This window comes from Mycobacterium sp. NTMscope_MAC_269 (assembly GCF_976985695.1).
Window position 1 is genome coordinate 3,229,540 of the sequence record NZ_OZ335668.1, and the last position, 21,426, is coordinate 3,250,965.

Genomic DNA, 21,426 nt, shown 5'->3' on the forward strand with positions numbered 1-21,426 from the left:
AGTTCAACCCGCCGCAATGCCGCAGCCCAGGTAGATCCGACGGAGCTCGGCGTCGATGACTTCCGGACTCCGGGTCGCCGCAACGTGCTCTTGACCCCGTAACCCGTCGCGCTCGGCCAGGTCCGGGTCGCGCAGGTACCGACCGATCGCCGCCGCCAACGCGGGCACGTCATCGACTGGGACGAGCATGCCCGGGTCGGGGGCGATCTCTGCCGTACCGCCCACGGGAGTCGCGACGAACGGGCGCGCGCCGGCCAGGGCTTCGGTCAGGATCATCGGCATTCCCTCCGCCAACGACGGGAGCACGACCACCCGGACCGAGCGGAGCAGCGCGCGCACCGCGTCGGGGTGGACCGGGCCTTCGACGGTCAGCCGTTCCGTCTCGGGCGGGGCGTAGTCGTCGATGGGACCGATTATCCGACAACGACCTTCGATACCCTCGGCAAGAAGAAGCCGCCAGGCCGCGACCAGCCTGTCGGCACCCTTCCGACGACCGACGGTGCCCGCAAAGAGCACCACAGGTGGCGTAGAGCCGGCCCCGGGCGCATCACGGTCGACCACGATCGGGTTCGGTACCACGGCGGTCCGCACCGTGGGCGCCACGTCGGCGACGGCGGCGCGCGCTTCCTCCGACAACACAATCACGTGGTCCGCCCGCTTCAACGTCGCGCCCACGAAGCGAGGGCGCGACCTGGCGAATTCGGGAAAGTCGGGGCCATGGAGAGTGACGATCACCCGAAAGCCCTTGGCCCTGGCCACTCGGATCAACGGTCCTTCGCGCAGCCAGGCCCCGCCGTTGGAGATATGGAAGTGCACGACGGCGGGACGAGGGGTGCGGGCCAGTGAAATCGCCGCCCGTGCGGTGAGAAACAGATTTTCGAGGTGGCGGTCCCCGTTCCACGTCGACAAGACTCGGATGTCGTCGGCGCCAATCTTGTTGTCGCGCAAGACCCGGATTACGGATTGCGTGCCCCCGATGCTGTACATGTCGGGTCCCACGTGTGTCACTGCGATCATGGCGGCCAAGCTCGTCTAGGCGGAACTGACCGCGCCGACCCTGGCATCACGAGGCGGCTCGGGGGTAGCGGTCGGCGCCGGCGCCGGATTGTCCTCGAACAGGCCGCCTTCGGCACCCCTGCGCCGCAGGCCGGCGTACCCCATCGCCGCCCCCAGCGCCATGCCCAACCCCAGGGCGTCCATCGGCATCTCGGGCAACGGCCACACGGCGGATATCGCCAAAAGGCCCGCGGCCACCGCCGCGCTGATCTTCGCGGGGGCCGGGGCGCAACGAAGCGCCAGGATCACCGGCGTGAGGGCGAACAAGGCGAACGCAGCCATGCCCACCGCGCCGGCCTTGGCCAACCACCACAGGTAAAAGTTGTGGGAATAGGCGGGATAGAGGTAGCGATGGAATTCGTCGTCGCCGGTCGGCGGCTGGTACACGTAGCCCAGACCATGGCCGAAGATGGGCGCCTGGGCGATGGTCTCCTTGAGGAGGTTGATTTCCCGCAATCGCTCCAGCGCCGAATCGTCGACCGCGAGCGCGCTCGACGTGACCCCGCCGAGCACCCGCTGATTGAACGCGACGTACTGATCGGCCAGCCACGCCCCGGTCTTTGATCGCTGTAGCAAAAACAGCGACCCGGGCACCGCCACCGCGACGACGGCCAGGCCGACCGTTGCGGCCATGACCGCCCGCCGCACCGCCGCCCAACTCAAGCTGCCGAGGAGGGCGACCGCGGCCGCCACCCCCATGGAGATCAGCGTGTTGCGGGAGAAGGACAGCAGCGAAATGCTCAGCGCCGGAACGCCCAACGCGAGATACGCCCTGGGTCTGACGCGGCCGACGATCGGAGCCGCGACCAGCGCGCTCAGCACCGCGGTGGCCGGCGTCTGGGTGGACAGGATGATGCGCACGGCCTGGCCGGCGCCCGTCGTCCCCTCCAGGCTTTCCGCCCGACCGGCCAACCGGATGGCATACAGCGAGCTGATGATCGCCATGCCCGCCGAAAACCACAGGATCACGATCATCACCCGGATCGACCATCTGACGTGACCGCCGTAGACGACGAACATCGCCAGGACGAAGCCGATGGCCATCTCGATCATCGTGGTCGCCTCACGGGTCACCGTCAGGTCCGGGTTTCCCGTCGCAAACCCGACGACCGCGGAACACACCACCGCCACCACCAGGATCCCCGGCAGCACAAAATCGGACGACCGCGGCTTCACGGCGGGGATCAGGTAACAGATCGCGAGGATGGCGGCTAGGTGGTACGCGTAAATCGTCAGCGGGCCAAAGACTTTCCCGACGTGCAAGCCCTCCGGCAGCGCCGCGAACGCGCCGAACAGCGTGACCCCTACCATCCCTTCGGGTTTCACCCAGTACACGACGACGCAGAACAACGCGGCGGTGAGCAGCACTCCCTCGGTGGTTCGACGCACCGACAACACGCCGAACGCGAAACATCCGAACACGAACATCGCCAGCAGGGCTCCATCCACTGCAAGGCGGTGACGTGCCCGCAGGTACGGGATCACGCCGGCCTGCTGACCTTTGACCGGTAGGCACGGTCGGCCGCCCTGATGTGCAGCGACTGGCGGGCGTCGGTCAGCACAGTGCCGACCACCTGCGCGCCGGCCGCACGAAGGGCGGTCAACGCGTCCTTGAGTTCGTCCCCGGTCGTGCGCTTCGCACGAACCACCAGCACCGTCGCCGGGACGGCGCCGGCCAGCAGACCGGTGTCGGCGGTCGCCAGCACCGGCGGCCCGTCGATGACGATTCGGTCGAAACGCGACGACAATTCCTGCACCACGCGGTCGATCACTTCCGGCATATACGCGCTGGGGGGCAGACTTTCGCGCCGGGCGGACCGCGACGCGAGGATGTGCAGCCTCGAGATCGGCGTCGGCTTCACCACTTGGGCGGCGGCGGCGGGGTTGGCGAGTGCGTTGGCCAGCCCCTCCCCCGACTCGACCCGGAGCAGACCGGCGATCACGTGTCGGCGACTGTCACCCTCGACGAGCAGTGCGTCTTCGCCCATCTCGGCGAGCGCGAGCGCCAAGTTCATCGCCGTCGTCGTCGTTCCTTCGCCACCGAACGGCCCCGCCACCAGTACCTGGCGGGCGTTGGGCCCCATGGCCCGCAGCAACCGGGTGCGCATGCCGCGCACCGCGTCGTCGAATGCCGTGTCGGTGCCGAACCGCGGGGTCCCGCCGCGCTTTCCCGGCAGCTCCGCCAACGTGGGTAAACCCGTGAGTTCCTCCAGCTTGGTGCGGGTCCGCACGGTGCGGTCGCCGGCCTCGCGGGTCAGCGCCACGGCGATGGCCAGAAGCACACCGGCGATGAAGCCGATCGCCATGTTGCGCAGCGGCACGGGCGACACCGGAATTTTGGGCACGCGGGGCGGCTCGACCATGGTCGCCCGCGCCAAGGGCCACGGCTTGCCCGTTGGTCCTGCCGTGGCCGGCACGTCGGAGGGTTGACCCGACGGCGGCGACGGCGGCGTGGTCGTCTCGGTCACCTCGGGTCGCGGTCCCGCGGTTACCGGCGCACCCGCACCGTTCGTCACCGAATTCGGGGCGAGCGTGGGAAGCATCGCGCTGAACTGGCCGGCCATGGCGCCCGCCAGCGCGGCGGCGCGCACCGGGTCGGTGTCCTTGACACTGATCGTGAAGAGCACCGATTTGGGGGTGTATTTCACTTGGGTTTGGCTCAGCAGATCATCGGGGCGCATGGGAAGTTGGAGCTGACGGATCGCGCGCTCGGCCACGATGTGTCCGCCGGCGATCTGCGCATATGACGACAGCCGTTCCTGTGCGGCCTGGGTGCCGCTGTACACCTCGTTGAGGTCGGTCGCACCGGAAAACGAGATCAGGACCGTGGCCGACGACTGGTAGTGCTTCGTCTGCAGTGCGGTCACGAACGCGGCGCCGACGGTACACGCCAGCAGCGCGGTCAATGCGAGTTTCCAGTGCGCGCCGAGAATCCGGACGAAGGTACGGAAATCCATCGGCTATTAACCTTTCTAAAAGCCTTCGGCGGGAAGAAAACTCTGCGGTTTTTAGTACCAGCCGCGCATACCACTGCAGATTATGCAGCATCATCAGGCAGGCTTTGGCGGAATCGCGGTCCCGCTGCCCCGGTTGATTTACGGCCCAATTGGTGACGTGGCGCCCGCCGTCACCGTCACGGAACGCGAGTCAACACGTCGCGGGAAAGATTCAGCGTCGCGATTGGATAGCATCCGTTGCCGTCGCGTCCGTCGCGGGCGAGCCGCATGGGTGGATAGTTCACCACATGGGACGCGCCGGGCTTGTGCTGTTGCCAGTCGACCGCGGCGCACAACGTGTAGTGCGCCGGCGCCAGGCCCGCCATGTCGATGTGAATGGACTCCGTGGACGACGCCGGAACCGGCTCCTTACGGGAGCCGTCCCCGGATTGGCTTTGGACCAGCGTTTTCAGCGCCACGGTCGCGGGAAACGTGCGGACCACGGCTCCCGAGAAATCGACCAGCCGGTAGCCGGGGACCCAGTTTTCCGTCGCGGCGGCCGCGCCGTAATTGGTCCACGTGACAGCCAGCGTCGCCTTGCCGTCTTTCACCGATTGCGATTCCTGTCGCGCCTCGACCGAATACCGGTATCCGGCGACGACGTTTGCTTGCGCCCACAGCAAGTACAACGCCGGTTCCATCGGCGTCGACGAATCCACAGCCGGGAAGTTGAAACTCGATGTCATCGACACGTGGTACTTGACGACGTCCTGCAGACCCTTTTCGTAGTAGGTCCGCGGATCGGTTCCCTCGGGCAGCTGGCACCACTCGGTGATCATCGGCGCTGACGCCAGCCGGCCCCTCAGCGCGCCTACCAGCGGATCCTTCGACTGTAGGTAGTGCGAACCATCCCGTTCGGCCCACGCGGGCAGCGGATCCTGCACGCCCAGGCAATCCGCGCGGATTCCCACCGGCGCAGACAGTTTCTTCGTCACGTCGTCGGCGATCAACTGGCGCACAAGCTCCGGGTTCAGTGCCGTGGTCACCAATTGCGTGTGGGGAAAGGCGTTTACAGTCGCCGCAACCAGCCGGCGAATGGACTCGGCGGTGATGTTCTGGTCACGAAACTGGCTGTAATACCCCAGCTTCGCGACGCTCTCGTCAGGCGCCGGACCCGGCGCGCCGAGCGTGTCACGCAGATATGAGATGTGGTTCTCGCTGAAATCGCCGTAGCCGGAGAATTCGAAGACACTCAGGCGCTCGTCGCCGTCATAACGACGGCCCAACGCGGCCAACAGCTGGCCGAAGGCGTTCAGGTAGTTCGGATCGTTCCAGTTCGGAACGACCTGCGTCACGCCGGGCATCCACCAATATCGTTGTGGACCGGAGTAGTTGGTGGCCGCCGGACGCGCCCAGTCGGGCATCGCGATGTTGGTGTTGTTCGGATAGACGGCGTCGCAGCAGGAGTTGTAGGCGACCACGCGCAGGGTCAGGCGCATGTTTCGACTGGCCAATTTGGTCAAGGCGTCGTCGATCACGCTGAAATCGAACTTGCGATCGTCAGGAGCGTCCGGCGGCAGTGTGCTCGGATCGGTGGGCTGCAACTGCCGCCACGGGACACGCAGACTGGCGTCATAGGACGCGGGCCACGCAGGGTAGCGCCGCTGTGCCGGATTGCCCTGCGGGAACAGCGGTTGCAGGAGGTCCTCGTACTGACCGCGCAGCGGATTCTGGACGTCTTGCACCGACAACGGGATGGCCGGACTGTTGACCAGGGCGAGCGGATCCAGATCGCCGCGGCGATCACATCCGTCGAGCACTAACGTCACGCACACGCCGACGACGAGCAGAACGTTCCTAATTGTCCGGACCATGATTGCTTTCGCTAAACCGCGTCCGACGACGACTCGCCATAAGAGAGGAACGGCATCGGCAGGCAGTGCTCCAAAAACACCGTCTCCATCAAATGCATCGACTGCTACCTCTCTGGCGGCCCGCGATGCGGCGTCCGTCGGTGAGCGTGGACCGACATAACGTTGCGCGGGATATCAAGGGTGACAACAGGGTACAGCCCGGGCCCATGCCACATCGCTGAATCAGGGCGCCCGCCCGAAAAGCTCGTCGACTTCGCGGGACCATCCATCGCGCTTTGGGCATTGCTAAACGCCCCGTCGATTAAGCTGGGGCTCCGCAAATCGGACAGGAGACCACAGCAGATGGCCCTCGCACGCTCGGCCAAAAGTTGGCTCGCGCCGGCGGCCAGAATGCTCGCACCGCGCCTGTTCTGGCGGCGCAAGTTTCGAATTCTGCATCGCCTGGGGCAATCCCGCGCGGACATCCAGCTGGTGGCGTCGCTGTGCGATCCGAAGCTGATCTCCCTGGACATCGGAGCGGACCTCGGCGAATTCACGATTGCCATGCTGGCGTCGTCGCGCTCGGTGATCGCGTTCGAGCCCCGCCCGGCGCAGGCCCACGATCTGGCATCCATGTTCGACGCCGTCGGTGCCCCGGTCCAGGTGGAGGCGGTAGCGCTGTCCGATAATCCCGGCAGGATCGCCATGCGGGTGGTCGAATCCGAGCCGGGCCGAAGCACAATCGACACCGACAATGAGCTCACCGACGTCGGTGGGGAAGAAATTCGCAGCATTGACGTGCCGGTCAAGCGCCTCGACGACCTGCATCTCGACGACATCGGGCTGATCAAGATCGACGTCGAGGGCCACGAACTCGCGGTATTGCACGGCGCCACACAGACGCTCGTGCGCAATCGACCGGCGATCGTGGTGGAAGCCGAGGAACGCCACCATCCCAACGCCGTCGCCGGGATCACGACGTTGCTGACCGGACTCGGTTACGCGGGTTACTTCGATCTGGATGGCGCTCGGCGGCCCGTAGCCGAGTTCGACCCGGCTCAGCATCAGAACCCGGCCAACGTCGGCACGCGGGAGGACGGCTGGGCCGGCCACGGCACCTACGTCAACAACTTCGTGTTCTTGCCAACCGAAGGCTGACCGCTACATCGAGCCCAGCGAAGACGATTCGCGGTCGGCGAGAAACGGCATCGGCATCCAGCGCGCGGACAGCAGCGCTTCCATCGCGTCGCCGGGCAGGGGGCGCGACAACAGGAAGCCTTGCGCGCGGTGGCACCCGTGTTGCATCAAAGTCAATGCGGCAGCGGGCGTCTCGACTCCTTCGGCGACCACTTCCAGGCCGAACGCCTCGGCGAGCCCGATGATGGCGCGGACGATGGCGAGGTCGCCGGCGTCGGTGCCGACATCGCGCACGAACCCGGCGTCGATCTTGAGCATGTCGACCGGCAGGGACTTCAGGTGGGACAGAACGGCATAGCCGGTGCCGAAGTCGTCGATGGCGAGCTGCACGCCGACTTCCTTGAGCTCCGACAAGGTCTTTCGCGTGGTTTCGATGTCGTGCACCACGGCGCGTTCGGTGATCTCGAGGCACACCGATCCGGCATCGATACCGAACTCACCAATCGTGTCGGCGACGCTTTCCACGAAGCCACGGCTGATCAGCTGCAGGGGTGACACGTTGATGCGCAGCATGGCGCCATGCCCGACGCCATTGGCGCGCCACCGGCTGAACTCGGCGCAGGCGCTGCGCATCACCCACCCGCCCAACTCCGCGGCGAGATTGGTCGATTCGGCCACGCCGATGAACGAGTCGGGCAGCAGCAGCCCCCAGACCGGGTGCCGCCAGCGCACCAGCGCCTCCGCACCCACGATGGCGCCGGTCCACAAATCGACCTCGGGCAGGTAATGCAGGACCAGACCTTCGCTCTCGATGTCGCCCTGCAGGTGCAGCTCGATGTCGTTGCGGAAGGCCCGCTTGAGCGACATGTCGTCGGTGGACACCGCCGTCTGATTGCCGCCGGCACGCTTGGCCGTCAGCACGGCCTCGTCCGCTCGACGGAGCAAATCGGCGCAGTTGTCGGAGCCGGGCATGCCCACCGCCAGCCCGATGCTGACGGTCCGGCTGATCACGTGGCCACCGATGGTCAGGCGATCGCACAGCATGCTCGACAGGCGGCGGGCGAACGCCTCAGCGACCTCCGGCGACATCGGATCGTCCGGGATGACGACGAACTCGTCGCCGCCGAGCCGGGCGATCATGCTCGGTATCCCCGCGCACTCCTCGATGCGCTGCGCGAAGACCCTGATGAACCAGTCACCCGCGGTGTGACCGAGGTAGTCGTTGATCGGCTTGAGCCGGTCGAGGTCGAGGTAGAAGACCGCGACGGGTCCGGGGCCGCCGGCCGCGAGTCGTGCGGACAGGTGCGCGACCAGCGCCCGCCGGTTGTAGACGCCGGTCAGGTCGTCGTGCTCGGCGAGATAGCGGAGCCGCTCTTCGGCGGCGATGCGCGCTTGCAGCTGCGCGAACAGCGCGGCCACCGCCTCGAGGGTGTTGATCTCCTCTTGCTTCCACTTGCGGGCGCCGAACTTGACGAAGCCGAGCACACCGGTGCACGCGTCGCTGGACACGAGCGGCGCGGCGGCCACCGACGGCGACGCCGGCGCCGCGCGCGGCCTCAGCGCGCGGCGAACCCAGCCGTCGGGCCGATCCGGACGCGTGACCACGGGCTTGCGGTCTCGCTCGCACTGGGCGAGCACCGACTCGACACCGGCCAACTGCAGGGCGGCCATCGGATCCGGATCCGGGCCACCGGTGCGCCGCGGCCATTCGGCAACCAACGTCGAGGCCGCGGAGTCGTTGTTGTCGTGGTGGCGCAGGAAGCTGGCGTCCACATCGAACTGCTCGACAAGCTGCGCGAGCACCGTTTCGCTGACCGAGGTCGCGGTGGGCGCCGTGGCCTCCATCAGCTGCGTGGCAACGGAGGTGACCACCAGGTTCAGGCTGCGTGGCACGGACTCCTCCGATACGGGCACTATCCCGCCCGGGCCCCCCACGCATTTCCCGACGGTTCGCTCGAACGTTTGCTGGTTGAATCCCGACCCGTCAGGTCAAGCGGCCGAAATCCGTGTGAGAACGGTATCACGCATGGCCGCGCCCATCCGGGGTTACGAAAAGCCCGCAGCGAACGAAGGATCGCCGCGGCCGAACGATGTCACTGACCGTTTGCTGAGGCCGAGTCACTCGGGATGTCAAGTGTGGCAATCGGGTACAGCCCGGAACCGTCGCGGCCATCCCGAGCCAACGCCATGGGGGCGTAATTGACGACGTGCGAGGCGTCCGGTTTGTGTTGCCGCCATTCAACGGAGGCCCGCAGCGTGTAGTGGCCGGGCGCCAGGCTCGCCACGTCGACGTGTACCGACTCGCTCGACGATTCGGGAACCGGTTCCTCACGCGATTGGCTGGTCTCGTCGTGGACCAGCTTCGCCAGATTCACCGTCGCGGGCAGGCTGCGGACCACCGCCCCGGAGAAGTCGACCAGCTTGTAGCCGGGCTCCCAGTGCTCGGTGGCGGCCGCCGAGCCGTAGTTGGTCCAGGCCACCGAGATCGTCGCCACCTTGCCCTGGATCGACTGCGATCCGGGCTGCGCCTCGACCGAGTACCGGTAACCCGCGGAGGTATTGGCCTTGCCCCACAGCAGAAACAGCTTGGGATCCATCGCCGAGGGCGCGTCCCGGTCGGGGAAGTCGGCGCTCGAGGTCATCGACACGTGATACCGGATGACGTCGTGCAGGCCCTTCTCGTAGTACGACCGGGGGTCGGCGCCGCTGGGCAACCGGCACCACTGGCTGATCACCAGCGCCGAGGTGAGCCGCTGCTTGAGCGCGCTGACGACGGCGTCGTTGGAGCGCACGTAGTGCGAGTCGCTGGCGTCGGCCCATTCCGGCAACGGCGCCTGCACTCCGAGGCAATCCGCGCGCACGCCGACCGGCGCGGCCAGCTTCTTGGTGACGTCGTCGGCGAACAATTCGCGCACGATCTCCGGATTCTGCGGGGCCACCACCAATGGCGTGTGCGGGAAAGCGTTCGTGTTCGCCGCCACCAACTGCGCGATCGCCGCCTTGGTGATGCTCTGGTCGCGGAACTGGCTGTAATAGCCCAGCTTTGCCACGCTGTCGTCCGGCGCGGGCCCCGGCGCGCTCAGCGAATCACGCAGATACGCGACCTGGTTCTCGCCGAAGTCGCCGTAGCCGGAGAACTCGAACACCGACAGGCGCTCGTCGCCGTCGTAGCGGCGGCCGAGGGCGGCCAGCAGTTGACTGACCCCGCCCAGGTAGTCGGGGTCGTTGAAGTTCGGCACCACCTGGGTGACGCCCGGCGCCGCACTCTTCGCCGGAGCGGGATAGCTGGCCGCAAACGGGCGCGCCCAGTCCGGGATCGCGATGTTGGTGTTGTCCGCATAGGCGTCGTTACAGCAGGACTTGTAGACGTACACGCCGAGCGTCAGACGCATGTTCCGAGCCCCGAGTTTGTTCAGCGCGTCGTCGATCGCGCTGAAATCGAACTTGCGGTCGTCGGGCGCATCGGGGGGCAGCGTCCGCGGATCGACGGGCTGCAACTGTCGCCACGACACGCGCAGGCTGGCGTCGTACGACGCGGGCCAGGACGAGTACCGCTGCTGCGCCGAATTACCTTGTGGGAAAAGCGGATTCAGCATCTCCTCGTATTGACCACGCAATGGGTTCGGAATCTCTTGCGCGGTGGGTGGGATCGCCGGACTGACCATCGCGGACAGCGGCCCTGGATCACTCTTGCCACCGCATCCGCTCAACACCAGCGCCGCGCACGCGACAGCGGCAAGCGCGCTTGTCCTCGATGAGCACATCATCGTCACCGCGTCAGATCGCGCCCGACGGCAAACGCACGCGGCCGCTCGCAAAGATCGTCGTCGTCAAGGTTGCTTCTCCCGATACACACCGATGCGCGTGCAAGTGGCCCCATATTTCGCGGGTTGTCTGGTGCGTGTAACCGGCCCGGTGACGGGCCACGAATTGGCGTAGCGCAGCGTATCACGCGTGCCCCGGCACCGCTTCGCCGCAGCTCAGCGGTGGTATGGCTGACCACTGACCGCATCGGGCCGCCCTGTGCGCAGTGAGACGGGTCACAATAGCGGCGACCGTGTCACGCTCGGCCGGTCTGCGGTGTCTCAAGGGCACAGGTCCTCACGAACAGGAGACAGTCATGACCGAGGTGGCCCGCAATACAACCCATGTCGTCGTTGTCGGCGGCGGCTATGCCGGAACGCTGGCCGCTAACCGTCTGCGCCAGCGCGCGGACATCGACATCACGCTGGTGAACCCCCGACCGGTCTTCGTGGAACGCATCCGGTTGCACCAGCTGGTCGCCGACACCGGCCCGGCGACCGCCGATTACGCGACGCTGCTCGGCGACGGGATACGGCTGATCGTCGACGCGGTCGAGGCCATCGAGCCCGCCGGCCGGCGCATCCTGCTGACCTCGGGCGCCGAGCTGAACTACGACTACCTGATCTATGCCGTGGGAAGCACCGGCGCGGCGCCCGTGACGGTGCCGGGCTTCGCCGAGTTCGCGCATTCGGTCTGCGACCTGGAAAGCGCGCAGCGGCTGCACTACGCCCTCACCGATCTGCCGCTCCCCGCACCCGTCACGGTGGTCGGCGGCGGGCTGACCGGCATCGAGGCAGCCTCCGAGCTCGCCGAGCAAGGGCGCCCGGTCACGCTGGTGTGCGGACCCGTCCTCGGCCCGTCGCTGAGTAAGCGGGGCCGGCGCTCCGTGGCCAAGCGGCTGCGACGCCTCGGAGTCACCGTGCTGGAATCCGTCGCCGTGGCCGAGGTGCGCTGGGATGACGTGGTGCTCACCGACGGCGTCGTGCTGCCCAGCGCGGCCACCGTGTGGACGGCCGGATTCACCGTGCCCGATCTGGCCACGCGCAGTGGGCTGCGCACCGATCCGATGGGCCGGCTGCTCACCGACGACACGCTCACCAGCATCGACGACGACCGCATCGTCGCCGCGGGCGACGCCGCCGCGCCGTCGGGTCAGCCGTTGCGGATGAGCTGCCAGGCCGCCGGGCCGATGGGCGCCCAGGCCGCCGACACCGTGCTCAGCCGCATCGCCGGAGACGCGCCCGCGGCGCTGTCCCAGGCGTTCGTCGGGCAGTGCATCAGCCTGGGCCGCACGCACGCCACCTTCCAGCTGGCGCGCACCGACGACACCCCGGTGAACATGTACCTCGGCGGCCGGGCGGCGGCGTCGCTCAAGGAGACGGTTTGCAAGGCCACGCTGTGGGCGATCCGGCGCGAGGCCGCCAAACCCGGTTCGTATTTCTGGCTCAAGGGCGGCAAGCGGCCCGCGCAGTCACCGGCCGACCAGCGGGTCGCGCTGCCATGACTTCCGCGACCGGCAGCGAGCACGCCGAACGGTTCACCCTGCTGCGGCCACTGCTGTTCACCATCGCCTACGAGATGCTGGGCTCGGCGACCGAGGCCGACGACGTGCTGCAGGACAGCTATCTGCGGTGGTCGGCCGTCGACCTGGCGACGGTGCGCGACACCAAGTCGTATCTCGCCCAGCTGGTCACCCGCCAGTCGCTCAACGCGCTGCGGGCCGACGCCCGCCGGCGCGAGGAGTATGTGGGTCCGTGGCTGCCCGAGCCGCTGCTCCTCGACGAGCAGGATCCGTCCACCGATGTCGTTCTGGCCGAGTCGATTTCGATGGCGATGCTGGTCCTGCTGGAGACGCTGAGTCCCGACGAGCGGGCCGTGTTCGTGCTGCGCGAGGTGTTCGGCTTCGACTACGGCGAGATCGCCCAGGCGGTGGGCAAGCCGACGCCGACGGTGCGGCAGGTGGCGCACCGGGCCCGCGAACACGTCCGGGCCCGACGCAAGCGATTCGAGGCGGCGGACCCGGAGCGCACCGCCGAGATCACCGCGCAATTCCTGGCCGCGGCCGCCGGGGGTGACGTGGAAGCGCTGATGACGATGCTGGCCCCGGACGCCACCTGGACGGCTGATAGTGGCGGCGTGGTGAGCGCGGCTCGACGGCCGGTGGTCGGCGCCGACAAGGTGGCCCGGGCGATCGCCGGGCTGATGCGCAGGGCCGCGGAGATGGCCACGCTGCGGGTGGAGACGGTCACCTGCAACGGCGCCCCGGCGGTGCTGCTTTACCTGGGCGACCAGCTCGAAGGCGTGATCACGGTGGAGATCGCCGATGGCAAGATCACCAACTTCTACGTCATGCGCAACCCGCGCAAACTGGCGGCGCTGGCCACCGCTCGCGACATCAGCCGGGGCTGAGCGGCACACTGGGTCGGTGCGCATCGACCGGCTCGGCGATCTCGGCGCCGCACCCCAGGTGCTGCGCGCCGTCGGTGACGCCGCGGCCCGGCGGGGTCTCCCGCCGCCGGCCGCGCTGACCGGCGAGTGGTTCGGTGCCCTGGCGGTGATCGCGCCGAGCCTGGCGGTGGGTCCGGTGGACGTCGACGACGTGTTCGCGGCCGAGCCCTCGCGGACGCTGGAGCCGCGCGCGGTGGGCGGCGGGTGGGTCGGTTACCTGTCGTATCCCGATCCCGGCGCCGACGCGCATCCCAACCGGATCCCCGAGGCCGCCGGCGGCTGGACGGACAGCGTGCTGCGCCGCGACCGCGACGGGCACTGGTGGTACGAAAGCCTCTCCGGCGCACCGATGCCGGGTTGGCTCGCGGCCGCGCTGGCCGCGCCGGCCGCGCCGGCGCGCGAATGCCGGATCGACTGGGGCGTCGCCGACCGGTCCGCGCACCGCGACGGGGTGCTCGCCTGCCTGGAAGCGATCCGCGCCGGCGAGGTCTACCAGGCGTGCGTGTGCACCCAGGTCGTTGGCACGGTCACCGGCTCCCCGCTGGACTTCTTCATCGACGGCGTCGCCCGCACCGCTCCGGCGCGGGCCGCCTACGTCGCCGGCCCGTGGGGTGCGGTGGCGTCGCTGTCCCCGGAACTTTTCCTGCGGCGGCGCGGGACGGCCGTCATGTCCAGCCCGATCAAGGGCACCTTGCCGCTGGACGCCTGGCCGTCGGCGCTGCGCGCGTCGGCCAAAGAGGTGGCCGAAAACATCATGATCGTCGACCTGGTCCGCAACGACCTCGGCCGCGTGGCGGTCGTCGGTTCGGTGACCGTGCCGGAGCTGTTGGTGGTGCGGCGCGCACCGGGCGTGTGGCACCTGGTGTCGACGGTGGCCGCGCAGGTGCCCGCCGAGTTGCCGATGTCGGCGCTGCTGGACGCGACCTTCCCGCCGGCATCGGTCACCGGGACGCCCAAACACCGTGCCCGTCAACTGCTCTCGCAGTGGGAACCATATCGACGCGGAATTTATTGCGGGACAATCGGATTGGCCTCACCCGTCGCCGGCTGCGAACTCAACGTCGCGATCCGCACCGTCGAATTCGACGCCGCGGGCGGGGCGGTGCTGGGTGTCGGCGGCGGGATCACCGCCGATTCCGACCCCGACGCCGAGTGGGCCGAATGCCTGCACAAGGCGTCGCCCATCGTCGGGCTGCCGTCGATCGCGGCCGCGAGCCCGGCGGGTTAGTTCTGATGGCGGGCCTTCAGGACCGCATCGTAGAGCTGGCGGGACCGCACCTCGGGGTGGACGGCGGCCACCTCGCCGCAGGCGTCCTTGACGCGAGCGCCGCCCGCGACCAGCTCCTCGACCGCGGCGACCAGCGACGGCAGGTCGGCGCGGGGCGTCGCGCCGGCCAGCACCACGGTGATCTCGCCGAGCACACCGTCGGCCGCCCACGCCGCCAGCTCGTCGAGCGGTCCGCGCACCACTTCCTCGTGCACCTTGGTCAGTTCCCGGCACACCGCGGCCCGGCGCGCGCCGCCGAGCCGCTCGACCGCGTCCTGTAAACAGGCGGCCAACCGGCGCGGCGACTCGAAGAACACGCAGGTGCGTCGCTCGTCGGCCAGCGAATCCAGCCAGGTTCGTCGCGCCGCCTTCTTGCGCGGGGCGAACCCCTCGAAGCAGAACTTCTCCACCGGCAGGCCGGACAGGGCCAGCGCGGTCGTCACCGCCGAGGGCCCGGGCAGGCAGTGCACGGGCAGGCCGGCGTCCACGCACGCCGTCACCAGCCGGAAGCCGGGGTCGTTGATCAGGGGCATCCCGGCGTCGCTGACCACCAGCACGGTCGCGCCCGCTGCGATCGCCTCGACCACCGAGTCGACCCGGGTGGCCTCGACCCGGTCGAACATGCTGATCACCCGGCCGGTGATCTTCACCTCGAGGGCAGTGGCCAACGTGCGCACCCGGCGGGTGTCCTCGGCGGCCACCACGTCGGCTCTGGCCAGCGCGTCCAGCAGGCGGGGTGAGGCATCTGCGGGCTGGCCCAAGGGGGTCGCGCCCAGCAACAGGCGGCCGGTGGTCATGGTCGACAGCCTACGATCGACACCGATGACTGCCCCGCCCCGCGAATCCCCCTTGACCATCGAGGGTGCCGCAAAGGAGCGCGTGGTCCCCGTCGTCAGCCCGGGCCCTCGGATTCCGGTGGCCGATTTCGGGCCCACCGATCATGTCCGCGGCTGGGTGGTGACCGGTGTGATCGCGGTGGCGGCCGCGGTGACCCGCTTTTTGAACCTGGGCTCGCCCACCGATGCCGGCACGCCCGTCTTCGACGAGAAGCACTACGCCCCGCAGGCCTGGCAGGCGCTGCACAACCACGGGGTGGAAGACAATCCGGGGTTCGGCCTGGTGGTCCACCCGCCGGTGGGCAAGCAGCTCATCGCGATCGGTGAGGCGATCTTCGGCTACAGCGGCATCGGCTGGCGGTTCACCGGCGCGTTGCTCGGCGTGGTCATGGTGGCGCTGGTGATGCGGATCGTGCGGCGGATGAGCCGGTCGACGCTGATCGGCGCGATCGCGGGGGTGCTGGTCATCTGCGACGGTGTCAGCTTCGTCGCCTCGCGGACCGCGCTGCTCGACGGCATCCTGACGTTCTTCGTGGTCGCCGCGTTCGGCGCGTTGATCGTCGACCGCGACCAGGTGCGGCAACGAATGCACGTCGCGCTGCTGCAGGGCCGCACCGCCGACACGGTCTGGGGTCCGCGGCTGGGTGTGCGGTGGTGGCGCTTCGGCGCCGGGGTGCTGCTCGGATTGGCTTGCGGCACAAAGTGGTCGGGCCTGTACTTCGTGGTGTTTTTCGGCGCGATGTCGCTGGCGTTCGACGTGGCCGCGCGGCGCCAGTATCAGGTCGACCGGCCCTGGCTGGGAACGCTGCGGCGCGACCTAGTCCCCACCGGTTATGCGCTGGGCCTTATCCCGGTGCTGGTGTATCTGGCCAGCTATGCGCCGTGGTTCGCCTCCGAGACGGCCATCGATCGGCACGAGGTGGGCCAGACGATCGGCCCGCGTTCGGTACTCCCGCTCCCCGACGCGATCCGGTCGCTGTGGCACTACTCGGCCAAGGCTTTTCAATTCCACGCGAGCTTGACGAATTCGGCCGGCAACTATCACCCGTGGGAATCGAAACCGTGGAGCTGGCCGATGTCGTTGCGGCCGGTGCTCTATGCCATCGACGAGCAGAACGTGCCCGGGTGTGGCGCGCAGTCCTGCGTCAAGGCCGAGATGCTGGTGGGCACGCCGGCGATGTGGTGGGTCGCGGTGCCAGTGCTGATTTTCGCGCTGTGGCGCATGCTGGTGCGCCGCGATTGGCGGTACGCCGCTGTGCTGGTGGGTTATTGCGCGGGGTGGCTGCCGTGGTTCGCCGATATCGATCGGCAGATGTACTTCTTCTACGCGGCGACGATGGCGCCGTTTTTGGTGATGGCCATCGCGCTGATTTGCGGTGACATCCTCTACACCCCGGGAGCCCCCGCCCGGGGGCCCGGGGTGAACTCGGAACGACGCACGCTGGGGCTGATCGCCGTGTGCGCCTATGTCGCCTTGGTGGTGACGAACTTCGCCTGGCTGTTCCCGGTGCTCACCGGGCTGCCGATTTCGCAGCAGACGTGGAACATGGAGATCTGGCTGCCCAGCTGGCGCTAATTTTTCGCCGCGAGACTGCAACTGGCGACGCCCGCACTCGGGAAATGCGTTGCCACCTACAGTTTCGCGGCGTCATGGAAGGGCGTCGCGGCTGACGGGGCACGACATGCAGCGCGGGCCGCCGCGGCCGGTGCCCAATTCGGATCCCGCGATGGTCAACACTTCGATGCCGGCCTCCTGCAGGCGAATGTTGGTCTGCGCGTTGCGTTCGTAGGCGACGACGACGCCGGGCGCGAGCGCCAGCGTGTTGTTGCCGTCATCCCATTGCTCGCGTTCGGCGATGACGGGATCCAGCCCGGTGTCGATGACCCGCAGCTTGTCGATCTCCATCGCCTTGGCCGCACCCTCCAGGAATCCGACCTCGTCGCTGATGGCGACCCCGTCGGGGGTGCGCTGGATGGTGAACGCCGACAGCGTGTCGACGATGTTGGCGTACATCACCACCGTGTCGGTGTCGACCATCGTGCACACCGTGTCCAAATGCATCTGCGCGCGCCGCTGCGCGATCGGCACCGCGAGCACCGTGTGCGCGAGGTCGTCGTCAAACAGGCTGCGGGCCAACGCTTCCGCCCCGGCAGGCGTGGTGCGCTCCCCCACCCCGACCGCGACCACGCCGGGTGCGAGCAGCAGCACGTCACCGCCCTCGACCGGTGCGGTCCGTGACTCATAGGCGCGCCGCACCCCGGTGAACCGCGGGTGGTGCGCGTAGATGAGATCAGTCAACGACGCCTCACGGGCCCGCGCCCGCAACGCCAGCGTCGGGATCACCACCCGCGGGCCGATCCAGATCGATGAGTCGCGGGTGAACACCAGGTTGGGCAGCGGATCGATGACGAAATCGCCGCCGTGGTGCATGCGCAGCACCAACGACACGTCGGTACGGGTGTCCGCGGGTAACTCGTTGAACGTCATGCCGGCCATCAGGACCTGCGCCAACCGGGGCGGTTGCAGCCCTCGCAGGTACGCCGAAAGCTCTTGCGCCAGCGGCACTCCGAGCCGTCGCGCGTCGACGGCTGCGGCGACACCCTGCATCCGCGCCGCACTGCTGTGCGTCAGCGCCTCGGTGAGCAGATCCGACAGCAACAACACCTCGACACCGCGGGAACGCAGCACCTCGGCGAACTGGTCGTGCTCGTCTTGCGCACGGGCCACCCACGGCAGGCCGTCGAACAGCAGCTGGTCGACGTTGCGCGGGTTGAGCCGAAGCAACTCGGCGCCAGGACGGTGCACGATGACCGTGCGCAGCGCGCCGACCTCCGATTTGGTGCCCAGCTCAACCTCACCCACGACTCAACCGTAGCGGCGGCGGGGGCTGGACGGTCGCGTCACACGCCCGCCGCGCGGCCCGCCGCGATCGAACGGATGTGCGATAAACTGGCTCGCGTGGAGGTTGCGGTCCAAGGCTCCCTGTTCCAGCACACCGAGCGCAGGCAACTCGGTGACGGCGCGTTCATCGAGATCCGTGCCGGCTGGCTGACCGACGCGGATGACCTGCTCGACGCCTTGTTGTCGACGGTGCCGTGGCGCGAGGAACGCCGGCAGATGTACGACCGCGTCGTGGACGTGCCGCGGCTGGTGAGCTTTCACGACCTCACCGCCGATGATCCGCCGCATCCGATGCTGGTCCGGTTGCGGCGGCGGCTCAACGACATCTACGCCGGCGAGCTCGGTGAGCCGTTCACCACGGTGGGGTTGTGCTGTTACCGCGACGGTTCCGACAGTGTCGCCTGGCATGGGGACACGATCGGCCGCAGCAGTTCCGAGGACACCATGGTGGCGATCGTCAGCCTGGGCGCCACCCGCGCGTTCGCGATGCGCCGGCGCGGCGGTGGCCCGTCGCTGAGGCTGCCGCAGGCGCACGGAGATCTGCTGGTGATGGGTGGGTCATGCCAACGCACCTGGGAGCACGCCGTGCCCAAGACGGCGGCACCCGTCGGTCCTCGGGTGAGCATCCAGTTCCGGCCGCGCGGCGTGCGTTAGCGGCGGTCGCAAGCGCGGCGTAGCCGGGCGCAGCGGGCCGCCGCCATCAAGCTGAAAGGTTAGGTGCGCACTGCTGACACCGCTTTGACGAGCAGGTCGCGCGCGCGTTGGGTGTCGACCGGGACGACGGGGTGATCGGGAATCACCAGCGGGTTGGCGATGACGATCACCTGGTAGTCGCCGAAAGAGGCCGAATAGTCGAACAACTCACCGGTGCGCGGACCGCTCGGCGTCAGCGCCTGCATGACGCGGTGCACGCCCAGCGTGCGGGTGCTGTCGATCTGCGGCGCCTCGACCACCTGGACACCGCCGCGCATCTGCGGGCCGGCGAAGGTCACCTTTTGGCAGTCTTTCCCGGGGTCGTTGACAGGCAACGCTTTTGAGGTCTCCAGCGCGATCACCACGAACCGGTTGCCGCGGCCCTCGGCGGTGACCGCGGACATGTTGCCCTGCAGGTCGGCCGGCATGTCCGGCCCGGCCGCCACTTTCGCGCAGTTCGCCGGGTCGAACGTCAAGCCGTCGGGCAGTTTCCGCCCGGCGAGAAGCTTGGGATCGATTCCCCGCTCGCTGATGTCGTTGACCTTGAAATCGGGCCCGAAGCTGGACTTGACGTCGACGACCTTGTTGATGTCGACCTTCGTCTCGTGTGTGGCCGACGAGCAGCCGGCCAGGACGCAGACGGCCGCGAGCGCGAGCAACATCTTGGACATCGTGGCCAATCTACCCAAGCGGATGGTTCAGCTGCGCAACGTGGACACCGTTTTGGTGAGCAGATCCGCAGCGAATTGCGGCGGCAGCACCGGAAGCGCTGAACCTGGATCGGTGGTCAGCGCGGTGAACGCGTAGTAGTTGCCCAGATACGCCGTGAATGTGTAGACGCGGGAATCTATTTCGGTACCCGACTCGACCGAGGATTTGACGTCGGCCACCATGCCGACGGTCGGGGCACCGTCGACGTGCGGCGCCTCGGTGAGGTGGACATGCACCACGGTTTTCCCGGCGGTCTCCGACCAGTGGGCGCACGTGGTGAGCAGGTCCTCCGGGAAATCCACCGGCCCCGGCAAAGTCACCACCACCGCGTTGAGGATGCCGCCGCTGCCCGAGCCCGACACGCCCTGCGCCGATTGGTCGCGCCCGCTCCCGGGGTCGGCCAGCGTCCCGCATTTGGCCGGCTTGGACTGCAGGTCGTCGCCCAGACTCCAGATCACCCTCGGCGAGGCCGCGCTGGGGATTGCGGTGCTCACCTCGTAACCGGGCGGTAGGTCACGGATGATCCGTTTGATGTTGGCGGGGTTGACGGCGGCGTTGCCCGGCGGCGATTTTGCCGGAACGGCCGGCGGTTTGGGCGCGGGTGGATGAGCGCAGCCGGCGACGGCCAACGCGAGCGCGGTAGTCACCGCCGGGCCAATCCCGAACGGCCACATGAGGAGTTGATAGCACACGACACCGCCATAGCGTCTCCCCCACGCCAGCGCCGGTTTCAGCCGACCGCCTCGATCAGCTGCCGGGCCACCCGCCGGATCTGTTCGGCCTCGTCACGGCCGAACGGCAGGTGGCGCGGGTGCGGCACGTCGATCACGGTGGTGATCACGCCGATGTCTTCGCGCTGCCAGACGGCGTCGTAGCGGTCCATGATCGCGCGCATCGGTCCATTGTCGGAAAGCATTCGCGCGGAGAACTTTTCGATACCGCCGACATCGGCGGCGATGGACAGTGCGCTGATCAAATAGGTGCCGATGCCGCGGCCCTGATAGGCATCGGCGACGGTGAAGGCGATCTCGGCGACCGTCGGGTCGTTTTCGTCGCGCACGAAGCGCGCATCGGCCACCGGGTCGGTGCCGTCGGTGACCACCCACACGAAGTGATCGACGTAGTCGACCTCCGACAGGTAGTGCATCAACGCCGGGGTGGGAAGACGCGGGGTCATGAAGCGCCGATACAGCGTGTCGCTGGAGAAGTAGACGTGTCCGTGCACGGTGCGCTCGCTGTCGCCGGGAAGCACGGGACGCAGCAGCAGGAGCGTGCCGTCTCGAACGCGAATCGGGATCGGCGTGATGAACGCGGCGAGGCGCTGGCGCACGGTGCGCAACAGTCGCGCCGTGATGCCCGGAATGTGCACCATGCTGGCGAAGGACCTGGTGTCACCGATCCAACCGGTCAGCGGTTCGGCGGTGGTCACCGTCGCGGTCCGGGGGATGTCGCGCAGCAGGGCGATCTCGCCGACGATCATGCCCGGGGACGCGTGCTCGACGATCACCACGCCGTCGTCACCGACGTGTTTGATCTCGGCGGTACCCGAGGAGATCAGCAGGAAGGAGACGGCCTGCTCGCCCTGCCGCATCAGCACCTCGCCGGCGGCGGCGCGCAACGGCTGCAGGCGGCCCGCCAACGGCGCGAGGTCTTCGGCGGGACATCCCTTGAAGATGTCCATCGTCGCCAGCTCGTCGACCCGGGCGCCGGTCAGTCCGGCCACCGCTACGGACCGCCGCCCGCACCATCGGGAGACCGCCCTGCGCGTCGCGATGGTGCCATG

At 68.2% G+C, this 21,426-nt stretch carries 17 protein-coding genes; 6 read left to right on the forward strand and 11 right to left on the reverse strand.

The window, feature by feature from the left end; translation table 11 throughout:
* Window positions 1-3: 3 nt before the first annotated feature.
* From ACZ50Z_RS14920 to ACZ50Z_RS14935, 4 genes are all read right to left on the reverse strand, one after another.
* On the reverse strand, window positions 4-1,017 hold the full coding sequence (locus ACZ50Z_RS14920; protein ID WP_464484248.1) for a glycosyltransferase family 4 protein: 1,014 nt from the start codon (window positions 1,015-1,017) through the stop codon (window positions 4-6).
* A gap of 15 nt (window positions 1,018-1,032) precedes the next feature.
* Window positions 1,033-2,484: an O-antigen ligase family protein gene (locus ACZ50Z_RS14925; RefSeq protein WP_464486247.1), complete on the reverse strand. Its 1,452-nt coding sequence runs from the start codon at window positions 2,482-2,484 to the stop codon at window positions 1,033-1,035.
* 53 nt (window positions 2,485-2,537) lie between these two features.
* On the reverse strand, window positions 2,538-4,013 hold the full coding sequence (locus tag ACZ50Z_RS14930; protein WP_464484249.1) for a tyrosine-protein kinase domain-containing protein: 1,476 nt from the start codon (window positions 4,011-4,013) through the stop codon (window positions 2,538-2,540).
* A 176-nt stretch (window positions 4,014-4,189) separates the two neighbouring features.
* Window positions 4,190-5,866, reverse strand: coding sequence for a hypothetical protein (locus ACZ50Z_RS14935; protein WP_464484250.1), 1,677 nt, complete (start codon window positions 5,864-5,866; stop codon window positions 4,190-4,192).
* Window positions 5,867-6,208: 342 nt separating this feature from the next.
* Here ACZ50Z_RS14935 and ACZ50Z_RS14940 point away from each other — a divergent pair, with 342 nt between their 5' ends.
* Window positions 6,209-7,003 (forward strand): FkbM family methyltransferase, encoded by a 795-nt coding sequence (locus tag ACZ50Z_RS14940; protein ID WP_464486248.1) that lies wholly within the window; start codon window positions 6,209-6,211, stop codon window positions 7,001-7,003.
* A 3-nt stretch (window positions 7,004-7,006) separates the two neighbouring features.
* Here ACZ50Z_RS14940 and ACZ50Z_RS14945 read toward each other — a convergent pair whose 3' ends face one another.
* Together ACZ50Z_RS14945 and ACZ50Z_RS14950 are read right to left on the reverse strand one after the other, a co-directional pair.
* Window positions 7,007-8,875 (reverse strand): putative bifunctional diguanylate cyclase/phosphodiesterase, encoded by a 1,869-nt coding sequence (locus tag ACZ50Z_RS14945; protein WP_464484251.1) that lies wholly within the window; start codon window positions 8,873-8,875, stop codon window positions 7,007-7,009.
* Window positions 8,876-9,075: 200 nt separating this feature from the next.
* A complete protein-coding gene (locus tag ACZ50Z_RS14950) occupies window positions 9,076-10,749 on the reverse strand; it encodes a hypothetical protein (RefSeq protein WP_464484252.1) in 1,674 nt (557 codons plus the stop codon).
* Window positions 10,750-11,102: 353 nt separating this feature from the next.
* Here ACZ50Z_RS14950 and ACZ50Z_RS14955 point away from each other — a divergent pair, with 353 nt between their 5' ends.
* The 3 genes from ACZ50Z_RS14955 to ACZ50Z_RS14965 are packed head-to-tail and all read left to right on the forward strand — an operon-like array spanning window position 11,103 to window position 14,462.
* The gene (locus ACZ50Z_RS14955) at window positions 11,103-12,290 is read left to right on the forward strand and encodes an NAD(P)/FAD-dependent oxidoreductase (protein ID WP_464484253.1); all 1,188 of its coding nucleotides are present in this window, start codon (window positions 11,103-11,105) and stop codon (window positions 12,288-12,290) included.
* On the forward strand, window positions 12,287-13,195 hold the full coding sequence (locus ACZ50Z_RS14960; RefSeq protein ID WP_464484254.1) for an RNA polymerase sigma-70 factor: 909 nt from the start codon (window positions 12,287-12,289) through the stop codon (window positions 13,193-13,195). The genes ACZ50Z_RS14955 and ACZ50Z_RS14960 overlap by 4 nt, the downstream gene beginning before the upstream one ends.
* 16 nt (window positions 13,196-13,211) lie before the next feature.
* Complete coding sequence (locus ACZ50Z_RS14965) at window positions 13,212-14,462, forward strand: aminodeoxychorismate synthase component I (protein ID WP_464484255.1); 1,251 nt, start codon at window positions 13,212-13,214, stop codon at window positions 14,460-14,462.
* Here the strand turns inward: ACZ50Z_RS14965 and rsmI are convergent.
* On the reverse strand, window positions 14,459-15,298 hold the full coding sequence (gene rsmI / locus ACZ50Z_RS14970) for a 16S rRNA (cytidine(1402)-2'-O)-methyltransferase (protein WP_464484256.1): 840 nt from the start codon (window positions 15,296-15,298) through the stop codon (window positions 14,459-14,461). The two genes, ACZ50Z_RS14965 and rsmI, sit on opposite strands and share 4 nt — an antisense overlap.
* Before the next feature lie 82 nt (window positions 15,299-15,380).
* On the opposite strand from rsmI, the gene ACZ50Z_RS14975 reads away from it, so the two are divergent.
* Window positions 15,381-16,913, forward strand: coding sequence for a dolichyl-phosphate-mannose--protein mannosyltransferase (locus ACZ50Z_RS14975; protein WP_464486249.1), 1,533 nt, complete (start codon window positions 15,381-15,383; stop codon window positions 16,911-16,913).
* Window positions 16,914-16,985: 72 nt separating this feature from the next.
* Here the strand turns inward: ACZ50Z_RS14975 and arcA are convergent, their stop codons facing one another.
* Window positions 16,986-18,200 carry an arginine deiminase gene (gene arcA, locus ACZ50Z_RS14980; RefSeq protein WP_464484257.1) on the reverse strand — a complete coding sequence of 405 codons (1,215 nt, stop codon included), beginning with the start codon at window positions 18,198-18,200 and terminating at the stop codon, window positions 16,986-16,988.
* Window positions 18,201-18,296: 96 nt separating this feature from the next.
* On the opposite strand from arcA, the gene ACZ50Z_RS14985 reads away from it, so the two are divergent.
* Complete coding sequence (locus ACZ50Z_RS14985; RefSeq protein ID WP_464484258.1) at window positions 18,297-18,893, forward strand: alpha-ketoglutarate-dependent dioxygenase AlkB; 597 nt, start codon at window positions 18,297-18,299, stop codon at window positions 18,891-18,893.
* Window positions 18,894-18,952: 59 nt separating this feature from the next.
* On the opposite strand, the gene ACZ50Z_RS14990 is transcribed toward ACZ50Z_RS14985, so the two are convergent.
* From ACZ50Z_RS14990 to ACZ50Z_RS15000, 3 genes are read right to left on the reverse strand one after another with little or no spacing between them, the layout of a single operon-like run.
* Window positions 18,953-19,603, reverse strand: a complete 651-nt coding sequence (locus ACZ50Z_RS14990; protein ID WP_464484259.1) for a DUF5642 family protein — start codon at window positions 19,601-19,603, stop codon at window positions 18,953-18,955.
* Between the two features lie 27 nt (window positions 19,604-19,630).
* A complete protein-coding gene (locus ACZ50Z_RS14995; RefSeq protein ID WP_464484260.1) occupies window positions 19,631-20,317 on the reverse strand; it encodes a DUF5642 family protein in 687 nt (228 codons plus the stop codon).
* A 56-nt stretch (window positions 20,318-20,373) separates the two neighbouring features.
* Window positions 20,374-21,324, reverse strand: a complete 951-nt coding sequence (locus ACZ50Z_RS15000) for a GNAT family N-acetyltransferase (RefSeq protein WP_464486250.1) — start codon at window positions 21,322-21,324, stop codon at window positions 20,374-20,376.
* Between the last annotated feature and the right edge of the window lie 102 nt (window positions 21,325-21,426).

Excerpts from the sequence above, each read along its gene's own strand:
- ACZ50Z_RS14920 (WP_464484248.1), bottom strand. The coding sequence starts at position 1,017 with ATGATCGCAGTGACACACGTGGGACCCGACATGTACAGCATCGGGGGC.
- ACZ50Z_RS14925 (WP_464486247.1), bottom strand. The coding sequence starts at position 2,484 with ATGTTCGTGTTCGGATGTTTCGCGTTCGGCGTGTTGTCGGTGCGTCGA.
- ACZ50Z_RS14930 (WP_464484249.1), bottom strand. The coding sequence starts at position 4,013 with ATGGATTTCCGTACCTTCGTCCGGATTCTCGGCGCGCACTGGAAACTC.
- ACZ50Z_RS14935 (WP_464484250.1), bottom strand. The coding sequence starts at position 5,866 with ATGGTCCGGACAATTAGGAACGTTCTGCTCGTCGTCGGCGTGTGCGTG.
- ACZ50Z_RS14940 (WP_464486248.1), top strand. The coding sequence starts at position 6,209 with ATGGCCCTCGCACGCTCGGCCAAAAGTTGGCTCGCGCCGGCGGCCAGA.
- ACZ50Z_RS14950 (WP_464484252.1), bottom strand. The coding sequence starts at position 10,749 with ATGATGTGCTCATCGAGGACAAGCGCGCTTGCCGCTGTCGCGTGCGCG.
- ACZ50Z_RS14955 (WP_464484253.1), top strand. The coding sequence starts at position 11,103 with ATGACCGAGGTGGCCCGCAATACAACCCATGTCGTCGTTGTCGGCGGC.
- ACZ50Z_RS14960 (WP_464484254.1), top strand. The coding sequence starts at position 12,287 with ATGACTTCCGCGACCGGCAGCGAGCACGCCGAACGGTTCACCCTGCTG.
- rsmI (WP_464484256.1), bottom strand. The coding sequence starts at position 15,298 with ATGACCACCGGCCGCCTGTTGCTGGGCGCGACCCCCTTGGGCCAGCCC.
- ACZ50Z_RS14990 (WP_464484259.1), bottom strand. The coding sequence starts at position 19,603 with ATGTCCAAGATGTTGCTCGCGCTCGCGGCCGTCTGCGTCCTGGCCGGC.
- ACZ50Z_RS14995 (WP_464484260.1), bottom strand. The coding sequence starts at position 20,317 with ATGTGGCCGTTCGGGATTGGCCCGGCGGTGACTACCGCGCTCGCGTTG.
- ACZ50Z_RS15000 (WP_464486250.1), bottom strand. The coding sequence starts at position 21,324 with ATGGACATCTTCAAGGGATGTCCCGCCGAAGACCTCGCGCCGTTGGCG.